Origin of the sequence: Citrobacter sp. JUb117 (assembly GCF_024809055.1) — a bacterium.
In the GTDB taxonomy this organism is placed as follows: domain Bacteria; phylum Pseudomonadota; class Gammaproteobacteria; order Enterobacterales; family Enterobacteriaceae; genus Citrobacter; species Citrobacter gillenii.
In genome coordinates this window covers 292,948-305,470 of the sequence record NZ_JANUFB010000005.1, presented here as the reverse complement: position 1 = coordinate 305,470, position 12,523 = coordinate 292,948, and the positions used below count along the sequence as shown (strand labels likewise).

The 12,523-nt window shown below is 44.6% G+C and carries 9 protein-coding genes and 2 pseudogenes; 4 read left to right on the top strand and 7 right to left on the bottom strand.

Annotation, left to right across the window (positions count from 1 at the left end; translation table 11 throughout):
• Positions 1-255 precede the first annotated feature (255 nt).
• The 3 genes from M2374_RS13780 to M2374_RS13770 form a co-directional block, all read right to left on the bottom strand.
• The gene (locus M2374_RS13780; protein WP_259155153.1) at positions 256-3,318 is read right to left on the bottom strand and encodes a DEAD/DEAH box helicase; all 3,063 of its coding nucleotides are present in this window, start codon (positions 3,316-3,318) and stop codon (positions 256-258) included.
• Between the two features lie 1,011 nt (positions 3,319-4,329).
• Positions 4,330-4,644 (bottom strand): hypothetical protein, encoded by a 315-nt coding sequence (locus M2374_RS13775; RefSeq protein ID WP_244958402.1) that lies wholly within the window; start codon positions 4,642-4,644, stop codon positions 4,330-4,332.
• On the bottom strand, positions 4,631-4,759 hold the full coding sequence (locus M2374_RS13770; protein WP_255432753.1) for a hypothetical protein: 129 nt from the start codon (positions 4,757-4,759) through the stop codon (positions 4,631-4,633). Before M2374_RS13770 ends, M2374_RS13775 begins: the two co-directional genes overlap by 14 nt.
• A gap of 76 nt (positions 4,760-4,835) precedes the next feature.
• On the opposite strand from M2374_RS13770, the pseudogene M2374_RS13765 reads away from it, so the two are divergent.
• Both M2374_RS13765 and M2374_RS13760 read left to right on the top strand, forming a co-directional pair.
• Positions 4,836-5,258 (top strand): annotated as a pseudogene (locus M2374_RS13765) (carboxymuconolactone decarboxylase family protein); the annotation flags it as partial.
• A 138-nt stretch (positions 5,259-5,396) separates the two neighbouring features.
• Positions 5,397-6,461, top strand: coding sequence for an alpha/beta fold hydrolase (locus M2374_RS13760; RefSeq protein ID WP_259155149.1), 1,065 nt, complete (start codon positions 5,397-5,399; stop codon positions 6,459-6,461).
• A gap of 52 nt (positions 6,462-6,513) precedes the next feature.
• Here the strand turns inward: M2374_RS13760 and M2374_RS13755 are convergent, their stop codons facing one another.
• Entirely contained in the window at positions 6,514-7,386 is an 873-nt protein-coding gene (locus M2374_RS13755) for an aldo/keto reductase (RefSeq protein WP_259155147.1), read from the bottom strand.
• A gap of 220 nt (positions 7,387-7,606) precedes the next feature.
• On the opposite strand from M2374_RS13755, the gene M2374_RS13750 reads away from it, so the two are divergent.
• A complete protein-coding gene (locus M2374_RS13750; protein ID WP_117342776.1) occupies positions 7,607-8,506 on the top strand; it encodes a LysR family transcriptional regulator in 900 nt (299 codons plus the stop codon).
• An 89-nt stretch (positions 8,507-8,595) separates the two neighbouring features.
• Here the strand turns inward: M2374_RS13750 and M2374_RS13745 are convergent, their stop codons facing one another.
• Both M2374_RS13745 and M2374_RS13740 read right to left on the bottom strand, forming a co-directional pair.
• Positions 8,596-9,387 (bottom strand): carboxymuconolactone decarboxylase family protein, encoded by a 792-nt coding sequence (locus tag M2374_RS13745; RefSeq protein ID WP_404979225.1) that lies wholly within the window; start codon positions 9,385-9,387, stop codon positions 8,596-8,598.
• A 299-nt stretch (positions 9,388-9,686) separates the two neighbouring features.
• Positions 9,687-10,736: an NAD(P)-dependent alcohol dehydrogenase gene (locus tag M2374_RS13740; RefSeq protein WP_259155142.1), complete on the bottom strand. Its 1,050-nt coding sequence runs from the start codon at positions 10,734-10,736 to the stop codon at positions 9,687-9,689.
• Positions 10,737-11,198: 462 nt separating this feature from the next.
• Between M2374_RS13740 and M2374_RS13735 the strand changes: the two are divergent.
• Positions 11,199-11,471 (top strand): annotated as a pseudogene (locus M2374_RS13735) (aldo/keto reductase); the annotation flags it as partial.
• 34 nt (positions 11,472-11,505) lie between these two features.
• Here M2374_RS13735 and M2374_RS13730 read toward each other — a convergent pair.
• Positions 11,506-12,399, bottom strand: coding sequence for a LysR family transcriptional regulator (locus M2374_RS13730; protein WP_146716824.1), 894 nt, complete (start codon positions 12,397-12,399; stop codon positions 11,506-11,508).
• Positions 12,400-12,523: the final 124 nt, after the last annotated feature.

Sequence of the window (12,523 nt, the reverse complement as noted above, 5' to 3'; positions counted from 1 at the left end):
TGCGCAGGTAATAGAGTGCACAGATTATCGTACATTGGCATATTCTATTCTTTACTATGCTTATAAAGGTCGAAGACCCACTGTAAGCATCCCTGCATATCGGTCCATTCACTTTTAGAGATCATCCGGCATACTGGTTTTGTTCTGATAGGAGATTGCCATGCGCAAAGCACGATTTACCGAACACCAGACCATCATTATTCTGAATTCCGTCGAAGCTCGACGCACCGTTAAGGATCTCTGTCGCGAAATTTCTTATGGAGAAACAAAAAATTTAAGATCTATACCAAGACTTTTGGATTGTAATAGCCATGAGTCTATAAGTTGATATGATTGCATTGATTCTTGTGATTTTTTCACTACTGAAGGATTAAATTGTGACTTAAAATGACTCAATGAAAATCCGTTACCAACAACGATCCATATTTCTTTTCTTACTAATGAACTGGCTCTTCGTTTGTTTATCTTTTCTAAGACATCATTTATGTCGTGATTGATATTGAAAGTTCCCTCAAACAATCTTATTCTACTGTCTAATTCTATATTATGCTTATTACCTCCTAATTTTGGCCAAGGATTTCTCAGCCTAGTTAAATTGGCAAATTGTAAATTTTTATCATTACTAATCAAGTAATGTATGTTTTTTATCGCTTGGCTACCGACTTCGCAAATCGAACCTGCTGAAGATTCAGGTTTTCCTGCGGCACCGCATTTTATGTGTACATAGATAAGTTTGTCTTTGGAAGAAAGAACAAAATCAGCTGGTTCTGTATCCATATCCGTACAAAGAATCAAATCAACATTAGGGATATATTGATAAAATGGTCCCAATTGAGATAGTTGCACAGATTTAGTTCTCAGGTTTGACAGTTGATCTATCAAATAAAATATCGATGAGGGGCTAAAACTAGTTCCGATCAATCCATCCTCATCTTTTTCTGATAATCCACCTGACAACAAATCTTGTAATTCTACAAATCTCGAGAAAAATTCATCTGCAACTCTTGCATTGTCTGTGGGGAGAGTAAATTTATAAAACAGACCATTTAAGTAAGTGATTCCATTGTCAAATATTAATTTCACGGTGTTATTGTTAAAAATATCACTTTCATTAACAACTTCATTATCAACCATAAAGGTTAGAGTTTGATTACGTGTTTTTAATTCACCTTTGTCAACATAAAAATCTAGTTCCCGAGGTAAGAATATCGCTGACCTTATGGCCCCCCCCATCTTTGATAGATTACTTCCATTGGTGTTTATAACAAACGGAAGTAGTGTTTTGTCAAAAAAAGAAATGCCAAAATTATATTTTTTAAATAGATAGTTTGATGTTATTTTTTTGTGCTTGCCATTACAATACACTTTCAACAAACCGTTATAGTTGCTTAGATCAATAATACAAGCAACTGGTTTTTCAGTAGGTATACCATCAACAGTTTGAGCAAATGAATTAAGAAATGAACTAGATACTTTGTTAGCGCCTTCTAAATTGGTTTTTACATCATTAACCCATTCACAAAACCTTTCAAAACTAAATTGTCTTTCTTTTTGATCACTAACACGGCCGGATCCTACGCCTAAATAATATGAGGACATAATCGAAAGATCATCATGAAGATTAGAACCTATTGTAGTTGATACTGCATAGCTTCCATTGGCTTGAGTTGAAGTCGTTGACTCTAACCTATCAGACACATAAAGAATACTTTCTGCTTGCTGCGAATTAATCTGTATAGCCCTTGTGCTAGCTTGCGTTGTTTTAGATTTTTCATTTAGCGAAATTAACTTAAATAGCTTATCCGGGCCAACTGGTTGTCTGATACCTAATTCAATTCTTTTATTGTATTTTCTACCGCGACTATCATAAATCGCAACAATATCACCTACTTCACGTATAATTACAAACTCAAGTGATGGTTGAAAGAATAACGTATCCTTAAGAAATCTGGAACTGTCAAAACAAACTGATGTAATGATGCCAGAGTCACTATCAATTTTTGATAAAGCCCCTTCTCTTGTAAATTCCCAATATATTTTATCTAAACAATCAATTAGATTAAAGCCCTTATCTTTGTAATAAAAACATACTGACGCGAGAGGTATTTTTAAGGATGTGGAAGGGTTGAATGTTTTGAAGTCAAATTTCTTTTTATATGTCGCGTCAAAATAACTAATTTCCGGAAATGCGTCTAAATACTTTTCAACTAAAGATGCTGTATTTAAAGTATTAATGAATTTCCTTAAAGATGTTTTATCCGTCAAGTAATTATCAAATTCTTGGTAGTTCTCCCATAAATCAACGTTGGTGCACTCATTGTAGTCTATAACCAGTGGGCTTTTGTCTTTGTACCACCTTACAACACGCCCCATTGTTTGTACTAATTCCTTACCACTCCGAACACTATAGGTTAATATTAGTAGTTTTGCATTCGGAAGATCGATACCTTCATCTAACATACGTTGATGAATTAGTATTTTATAAGGGCTTTCAGATAAATTGCTTGGTACATTATATAAATTCTCATCCAGTGGTGAAGTCTCAAATTGTCTATGAATCGCAAGCGTTTTAAATTCATCTTTAAAAAGATTATAATATTCGCATATGTTTTTAAAATTATCACACTTGACAATACACAATGTATCACTATTTTTGTTTAAGTAATCCCTTACTACACTGACTAAATCTTCCTTTTTTGCTTTTGCAAAAACAGGTGCTGATATTATGCCTTCTTCTATGGCATTTTTGTATGTATATATATATGAGTGATCTGTATCAATATCAAAACTAAATAAGTCGTTTCGGTATGGTGTGGCAGTCACTATTATTTTTTTTGCTTTAAACTTACGAATAATTCCTCCCCATTCTGGCGATGGTTCGGAATGACCTTCATCAATAATTATCAACTCAAATTCATCACAGATTTTATTGATCTCATCACTGTTGATTTTTAGCAATTTTTGGAAGGTAGTGCAAAATATCCCACTGTTACTTTCTTTATTGATGTCATTATGCACATCTTTAATTGTAAGTGATTTAGATTTACCAGAATCGGTTAGTTTAGTAAAAAAATCACCTCTAATCTGTTTATACAACTGATCACAAACAGCTCTTCGATATGTAACAATTAATATGTTTTTATATTTACTGAATTGACTTAGACAACATATAACACCACTTTTCCCTGCACCTGTCGGCAAGCTTATAAGACATGATCCAGATGAGCGCGATCTAAAATATTTTGCAGCTACACCAATACTTTCCACTTGACATGATCTGAGTTTTTCTTCTACTTCAGTAGGTGTACCATTGTACATTTAAATTCCTCTTAAAATGAAAAACTGCTGGATTAGAAACTTATATAATTGTGTTTATATAAGCACGGGCAAGGGGCCGACAAATTAATTTGTCAGTTAGCTGGCTACTACGGACTGAGCTTATCTCCCTTCTGGCAAAACCAGTCAGTCTTGATTAGTACGATGAAAACAGCCATACGACTCTTTGCTCTCTTCCTCCACATGAATTCCGGCTTCGGTTAAATTAAAAGCAAAAATTTATAGTGTCGTTAGGCATGAGATCTAAGGCTGCATACGATTTAAATTAGGTTTTAAAATTTACCGCGTTAGTGCAATATGTACTTTATTCATGCGCTCTGGAATCTACCAGCACCTCACTCACAAACTTTCTGTTTTAAATCTCCATGAGTGCATCACAGCAGTCATCGGTACGAACCGTTGATTCGCTGACATCTGTAATGACGTTCTGACAGTAAGGTATCATCAGCGTTTTACGCATGAATCTCTACAAAATTCCTAGCTGATTTGCACATCCTTGTCAATAATTTAATTAAGAACGCTACCGCCCTCAGAGACATAAGCCTTGATAAAATCTATGCTATCGCAACCAATTTTTTATTCAATAGATCAATCAGATAACCATCTAATGCTATGATGTGTTCGTTGTGAAAATGTGATGTAAGATGGCTTTATGAACCGGAACTAACTGTCAGCTAATGCTAGATACATAGTTTTAGTTCATGAAGTGAATTACTCATGGAAACTTAGAATCTTTGAAAAAACAATACAGTAGCCACAAAATTATCCATGAACCTAGTTTTTACTCAACATAAGTTAACTGCAAAAGAGCATGTAAAAAAGACGTGTTAATGCAGTCTGAATCGTGCCTGTCCGTTTGATCCCTTCCCTGTCGTGACGCTGCGTGAATTCTGCAGATTTTCACCAGTAATCCTGCACACGATTTCACGCAGCACACCACGCAGACATAAAAAAACCGGCCATTGTGGCCGGTTCGTCGTGACGGTTTCTGACTTAATGGATTTTTGCCCGGGCCGCTGCTTTCTCTGACTGGCGTTCTGCAGCTCTGACAACAGCCATAAACGCTTTGACACCCGGATCCACATCCGGCGACAACATGCGCATAATTGATTTTGAATTCCTGCCGACCTCGTCAGAAATCGCTGGATAACCGCACGTGACCTTAATCAGCGTGCGTAGCATTCCTTTTGCGACTTCGATTTCACCGGCCAGGATTAACTCGTGGATCTCCTGGATAATCTGAACACGTGACCCGATGTCCTCTTTAAGCAGGTTTTCCCACATTTTTTCGATGTCATGCGCGGCCATGTTTTTTACTCCTCAGATAATCAGCCCGATATTTTTCGGCGGCGTCCAGGTCGTTATTTTGCCTGTCCTTGAAACCGGCACACAGTAAAATGACAATCTCGTCGCCGTCCTGCATCAGATACACCCGAATGGCAATGCAGGCAAATTATTTATCGTCTGAAATCGTTTTGCATTCACACTTGCCACCTACAGCACGCAAACAACGTGGTATGAAAGACGTTGAGGGTAAAGAACCGGTTGCCCCAATCCCTGTCGGGGATGAACTTCGCCGTGTCGGTACCGCAAACCAGACAAAAATCTCAGGCGCTCCCGTCCAGGGCCCGCTGTTTAATTTTACCCCAGTGATTAACCAGTTCCTGCAAACACATCTGTTTGGCGATATTTTCGCCCGCGATAACCTCGACTGGCAAAGCCGCGAGCTGGCAACGGTTGGCGCATTAGCCGCCACGCCGGGCGTGGAATCACAACTGCTGTCACATACGCGAGCCAGCATGCGGGTCGGCCTGACGGCAGCGCAGTTGCGCCAACTGGCAAAGGTGCTGCGTGAACATAGCGAAAGTGATGCAGCAACGCGAGTTGAAAAGGCGTTACAGCAGGCGCTCGATAGCAGATAAGTTAAGTTGGCTAGAGACGATACGCAGTTAATCGTCCGCATTCATGAGTCTGCCAAATAAGGGCAATCAGGGGTGCTAAATAATTAACGCTGACAACTCAGATATGATTGAACGGCAAACATAACAGAGGATGTAATATTGAAGACAATCTTAAAAACGCTGGCCATCTGCATCATGGCGGGTGGCCTGGTGGCTCAGTCGGTCTATGCCGAGCCGCTGGTCATTCAGGAACAGGGAAGCTTTTCTGCAGGTGGCACTATCATCACCGCGCCTGGAACATTTGACGCGAAAAAGCCGCTGGATTCTGCTGGCCAAACCTATCATGGCGATCATGCCTCTGTGTTCTACCAAATTCCGGAAAATCCGCATAAATACCCTATCGTCATGCTGCACGGCGCAGGTCAGTTCTCCCGTACCTGGGAAAGTACCCCGGATGGTCGCGAAGGGTTCCAGAACATCTTCCTGCGTCGCGGGTTCTCAACTTATCTTGTCGATCAGCCACGCCGGGGCAGCGCCGGTCGCACGACTGTAGAAGGTACTGTTACGCCAAAACCGGATGAACAGATGTGGTTCAACCAGTTCCGCGTTGGCGTGTGGCCAGAGTATTTTAAAGGCGTTCAGTTCTCTCACGACAAAGAAGCACTGAATCAGTATTTCCGTCAGATGACTCCAAATACCGGGCCGTTTGATATCAATGTCATCTCTGATGCGATGTCCGCCGTCGTGGATAAATCCGGCCCCGCCATCCTCTTCACCCACTCTCAGGGTGGCGGACCAGGCTGGTACACGGCGATGAAAAATGACAAGGTCAAAACCATTGTCGCCTTCGAGCCAGGCAGCAGCTTTGTCTTCCCGGAAAAAGAACTCCCTGCCCCTATGCCAAGCGCATTCGACACGCTGAAGGGTGAGCCTGTGCCAATGGCGCAGTTTATGGCACTGACCAAAATCCCGATTCTGATTATTTACGGCGATAACATACCGGATAAACCTGTCGCCATGCCCGCGCAGGACAGTTGGCGCGTACGTCTGGCAATGGCTCGCGAGTGGCGTGACGTGGTGAACAAACATGGCGGGGATGTGACGGTGACGCATCTGCCAGAAGTGGGAATCAAAGGGAATACCCACTTCCCGTTCTCTGATTTAAATAATGTGCAGATTGCTGATTTGGTGAGTCAGTTTTTGAAAGAGAAAAATCTGCAATAGAAAGAAGTCGTATTGAGCCTTCATTATTGAAGGCTCAATACTAATATCAGCATTAACGATCGTGAATTTTTACACCAAGACAGCCACGCACAAATTCAGGATTAAAGTGTTTCACGGCATCACCAACGTAGCCTAAATCGAGTGAGCTGATTTGCGCCATTTCGCTCTCAGTCAATGAGAAATCCCAGATGGCAAAGTTCTCTTCAATACGTTCCTGACGGGTGGATTTAGGGATGACAGTGACACCACGCTGTACATTCCAGCGCAGGACAACCTGAGCAACCGTTTTTTTGTGAGCATCGGCAATTTGTTGCAGCAGTTCATTCTCATAGGGCTTATGTCTTCCGCCACCTAAGGGCGCCCATGCTTCCGGCTGAACGTTGTAATACTTCATAGTTTCAAGTGCAGCAGGCTGAGCAAAGTAAGGATGCAATTCAACCTGATTCACCATTGGCTTGATTCTGACGGTTTCGCAGAAGTTTGCTAATACATGAGCATAGAAATTGGACACCCCAATTGCCTTAAGCTTACCGGCATCATAGGCATCTTCCAGTGCACGCCACGCGCTGAAATAATCACGCATGGCCTGATGCAGTAAATAAAGGTCAAAATATTCCAGCCCAGATTTTTCTAACGACGCTTCAATCCCTGCTTTGGCCATATCGTAATTGACCATGTCCTGTACCCACAGTTTGGAGGTAATAAATAGCTCTGCGCGGCTACATAACCCTTCGGCAATGGCCTCGCGCACTGCGTCACCAACGGCATCTTCATTACCGTAAACTGCTGCGGTATCGATAAGGCGATAGCCAGCACGAATAGCAGTCAATACAGACTGTTTACATTCTTCTTTATCTGTTACCTGAAAAACACCAAAGCCAGCCATCGGCATTTTCAGGTTGTTGTTTAATAATGAATAATCCACTATTGAATTCCTCTGTTATACCTAATCAATCATTCTAGAATAAAAAGACAGACATGAGTAAGGCGCGAAATCTGATATGACTTATGCACGATTTTCATAAATTACGCCCTCTGAAGCCGACCCGGTTAAAATCAGTAAATTGCCCATCCATTAAGTGCCCCTTCGCTATGCATTACGCTACACTACCCCTTCACTCTCTTTTGGCAGTAAGGGGCACAGGTTGGCACGGGAAAACCTTAATGATTTAATGGCGTTTATAGTCGTCGCGCGTGAAAAGAGCTTTACCAAAGCAGCGGCGCATTTAGGCGTTTCACAATCAGCCCTCAGCCATACCATTCGAACCCTCGAATCCCGTCTTGGGATGAAACTTCTGACCCGAACCACGCGCAGTATTTCGTTGACCGATATAGGGCAATCCATGTTGGATGACCTCGGCCCTTATATCGATGGGATCCAGGGGCGATTACAGTCACTGAAGGACCTCAACAGTAAAGCCGCCGGTACGGTACGTATATCAACGTCAGATTATGCGATCGGCTCTGTTATCTGGCCCAAGCTTGAGCCGCTACTCAAGGAATACCCGGATATTACTCTGGAGCTGATTGATGACTATGCGCTGACGGATATTGTCTCCGGCCGCTTTGATGCAGGAACGCGGCTCGGAGAGCAAATATCTAATGGCATGATCTCAGTGCGTATCGGCCCGGATGTACGCTTTGCCGTCGTGGGTTCTCCTGACTATTTTTCCCGTCACCCTTACCCGCAGCATCCTAACGATCTTATTGATCACAACTGCATCAACCTTCGGTTTCCAACTCACGGTAATTTGTATGTCTGGGAGTTCGAAAAAGAGGGTAAGAGCCTGAACGTCAAAGTTAGCGGTCAGCTTGTGTTTAGCCGAATCTATCAGAATCTACAGGCTGCCATAGAAGGATACGGACTGGCATATGTTCCCCGTGATATCGCTGAGAAACAGCTCGCCCACGGCGAACTGATTAGCGTCCTTGAAGACTGGTGTCCTTACTGGGATGGTTATTACATTTACTACCCGGAAAACAGAAATCACTCGAAAGCTTTCCAGCTCGTTATTGACGCGCTGCGCCACTACAAACATCCCTGAATATTCCCTGGCAGGATTAACGACATATGACTCCAGGGAGAAAAAAGCCAGCACCTGTTCAGGTCCTGGCTTTTGCTCATCATCATCCGTCAGGCGTGATTTCTGCCTGTAAATACCTCTTTAAATACGGGTAATGCCGAGAAAATGTTTGGCCAGCCCGCCACAAAGGCCAGCTGTGTCAAGACCTCTGAGGCCTGAGTCTGGGTCAAACCATTATCCATCGCCCGATTAAGATGATACGGCACTTGCGCCACTTGCCCGGCGGTAACCAGTGCGCTGACGGTTATCAAGCTTCGGTCCCGTGGTGCCAGACCCGGCCGCAGCCACAGGTCAAGGAATAGCGCATCCGTGGTGTATTTCACTACACCTGGTGATACCTTGCCAAAGTTTGACTCAACCATCGTGGCACGTTGGTTTTCCGACGCTTTATCAAGAGGCAGGAAATCCACTTTATCCCCTGACAATGACGCCGTATCGATATGGCGTTGCGCAAAGACGTTGCGGGCAACCAGCGCCGCAGAGGTGGCATTTGGCCAGCCAGCATAAAATGCCAGATGGGTAATTACTTCAGAGATTTCAGCAGGCTTAACGCCGCTATCCAGCGCCACGCTAAGGTAGTGCGGAAGCTCAGCCGTATCATTGCGGCTGATGAGTGCTGCGACTGTGACAAGGCTGCGGTCGCGACGCGACAACTCCGGACAATTCCAGAGGTCCTTTTCAATAAATCGTTCAGCATACGCAGCCATAGCGGGTGCGACTTCAGCGACAGCACCATGTGTATCTTCTGGTGTCATTTTCAAACTCCTGTTTTGCGTGGTTTGGGAAACGCATCCGCTCACCAATAACAGAGAAACAATCGCCAGGAATGCCCTGTTTATCATTCATGTTCTCCCGCCGAGTGACGATTATTCCGTCATCAGTTCAAATCTGGCGCTTATCGTTAAGTATGATATTTATCTTCATTACATTCTCCTCTGTGTTCCGCGCACTCGCCGTAGCCGAAAACATGAATATCAGACCCAATATGCTCCACCCTGAAAAACGGGATAATACACGTTGCGTTTTTAAATAAATAAACATGAGGAGCCACTCGTTCGAAGTCAATTGCGACTGTTTTTAAAAAAGACGCAGAGGTGTTGTGAAAGCGGTAGCAAATGCGCACTACCGCTTCCGTATCTGCTTACTCTGCGCTCAGCGAGGCCATATCAATGACGAAACGGTGGGCCATGTCTCCCTGTGCAAGGCAGGTGAAAGCATCGTTTATCTGATCGATACTAATCATTTCGCACTCAGGATAGATATCATGCTTCGCGCAGAAATCCAGGACTTCCTGAGTTTCCGCAATGCCGCCGATCAGCGAACCCGCAACGCGACGGCGTCCCATGATCAGAGGTATCGTGAGCGGTTCATCCATCAGACCAACCTGGCCGACAATGACTAACGAGCCATCAATATCTAATAATGGGGTATAGATATTCAGGTCATGCTTAACGGGCGCAGTATCAATAATTAAATCGAATGCGCAGGCTGAATCCTGCAATGACTGTGGATCAGAAGAAGGCAGAATTCCTTTCGCACCCAGTGCTTTTGCCTCTTCCTCTTTGTTCTTATTGCGGCTGATGACGGTCACCTCGGCTCCCATCGCCACGGCCAGCTTAACCGCCATATGACCCAGGCCACCTAATCCGATCACGCCAACGCGACTTCCCAAACCCACGTTCCAGGTACGCAGCGGAGAGAAGGTGGTGATACCAGCGCAAAGGATCGGTGCGGTCTTTGCCAAGTCCATATTTTCCGGTACGCGCAGTACAAACTCTTCGCGGACGACAATATGTTTGGCGTATCCACCCTGAGTGATTTCACCGCTCAAGCGGTCCGGTGCGCCATAGGTAGGCGTCATCCCGTTACGACAGAATTGCTCTTCGCCATGCTCACACTGATCGCAGTGCATACAGCTATCCACCATGCAGCCAACGGCGACATGGTCGCCTACATGATATTTTTTGACGCGCGGTCCCACGGACGTGACGACACCCACAATTTCGTGGCCCGGGATCAAAGGATAAGGCTGCGGGCCCCAGTCCCCATTGACCGTATGCAAGTCTGAGTGACAGACGCCGCAGTAAAGTATTTCAATGGCGACATCGTTTTCACGTAAATCGCGACGCTCAAAATGATAAGGAACCAGTTTCGCGTCATCAGTGTGCGCTGCATAACTAACCGTTTTCATAACTACCTCATATCGTGACGGAAAAATGGCGGTGTTTTAATATGCAATCAGATAATTATGACAGATGAAGCCGTATCGCCTGTTAACGATTGTTAATAACAACGCCCCTTTTCAATTTCAGAATCAGTAAAGCCTCTGGTTAGCGCGTGCAGTTATCTGGCAAGAGACGCGCCAATTAATGAATTGGTGCCATTTCGATGCGAAGATTATTCGTCAAAACGTTCATAAAGGTAACAACAACGACTTTCTCCGCACAACAGCACAATTGTGATATCAATAATGAACATAATTAATAAATCGCAGAGATCATCATAAACGTCCACGAGATTCACCGCTCTGTACTTAACAGTGGATTGCTGGTTTTTATCACACCGTTGTGGCTATCAGAAAATCGATCAGCGCTTTCACTGTTTTGGTTTTACCCGCGTTTTTATCCTCATCGCAACGTCTCCCCTTGATTAAGCCAATGAAAAGCTGGTCTCATTGCTGGGTGAACTGGCAGCAGAGAAAAGTGTGACGTCTGCACAAATCGCGCTGGCATGGCTGCTGGCACAAAAGCCGTGGATTGTTCCTATCCCTGGTACCACCAAGCTACACCGGCTGGAAGAAAACCTGGCGGCTGCCGACATTGTTCTTTCACAGGATGACTCACGGCAGATAACCCAGGCGCTTGAAACGATTAAAATCGTCGGTGAACGTTATTCTCCTGAACACCAGGTACGCGTAGGCCGTTAATGCCCAAACGGGTCCACAGCAAAATGCGGGCCCGTTACTCTGAATAGCGAAGTGCATCGATCAACAGCGCAAAAGCCGGCGGATGCTGCTTACGGCTCGGGTAGTAGAGGTAATATCCGGGGAAAGATGGGCACCAGTCCTGCAAAACCTGAATAAGCTCTCCTGACTTGATATAATCCTGCACCCTGTCTTCAGGTATACAGGCGATGCCAAAACCGGATAACGCCGCATCAATCCTTTCTGCCTGCAGATTAAATGTGACCTGCCCTTCCACTCTGACCCGTAACGGTTTCCCTTCCTTCTCAAACTCCCAGTGGTAAAGCCCACCGGCTGTCGGCAGGCGCATATTGATACACCGATGATTTTGTAGCTCGTGCGGCGTTTCAGGTGCAGGGTTTGTAGCGAAATAAGATGGGGCTCCCACTACGGCCATTCTCATGTCCGGCCCAATTCTTACCGCAACCATGTCCTTATCCACGCTTTCACCCAGTCGGATCCCGGCATCAAAACGCCCCTCAACAATATCGACAAAGCCGTTATCCACCACCAGCTCGAGATTAATTTCCGGATATTCCCTGAGGAAGGGTTTTAGCTTCGGCCAGACCAGACTTCGCGCGGCATGCTCCCCGGCAGATAAACGGATATTACCGGAGGCAGTACCGTTCAGTTGAACCAGCGATTCCAGCTCCTGTTCAAGATCGGCAATACGCGGTTCAAGGCAGGCAATAATTCTCTCACCAGCCTCTGTAGGGGCAACGCTTCGGGTCGTGCGGGTCAGAAGGCGGATATTCAGCCTTTCCTCCAGGGCCTTCATCGCGTGGCTGAGTGCAGACTGAGAAACCCCCAGTTTACCCGCTGCTTTGGTAAAACTTCGCTCCCTTGCCACCACAAGAAAGATTTGCAGTTCGTTGAAGTTTTCTTTGAGCATAGGCGATTTCCTTATGGAGGCATTCCCTTCATCGCACACTCATGAAGGGTGTTCATAGACACAATCATTTTAGCCCTATTACTGACAATAATGATAATTGATATTCTGGCTGTATCGAAAATAA

Excerpts from the sequence above, each read along its gene's own strand:
- M2374_RS13745 (WP_404979225.1), bottom strand. The coding sequence starts at position 9,387 with ATGATAAACAGGGCATTCCTGGCGATTGTTTCTCTGTTATTGGTGAGC.
- M2374_RS13770 (WP_255432753.1), bottom strand. The coding sequence starts at position 4,759 with ATGCAGGACGGCGACGAGATTGTCATTTTACTGTGTGCCGGTTTCAAG.
- M2374_RS13730 (WP_146716824.1), bottom strand. The coding sequence starts at position 12,399 with ATGCTCAAAGAAAACTTCAACGAACTGCAAATCTTTCTTGTGGTGGCA.
- M2374_RS13740 (WP_259155142.1), bottom strand. The coding sequence starts at position 10,736 with ATGAAAACGGTTAGTTATGCAGCGCACACTGATGACGCGAAACTGGTT.
- M2374_RS13780 (WP_259155153.1), bottom strand. The coding sequence starts at position 3,318 with ATGTACAATGGTACACCTACTGAAGTAGAAGAAAAACTCAGATCATGT.
- M2374_RS13775 (WP_244958402.1), bottom strand. The coding sequence starts at position 4,644 with ATGGCCGCGCATGACATCGAAAAAATGTGGGAAAACCTGCTTAAAGAG.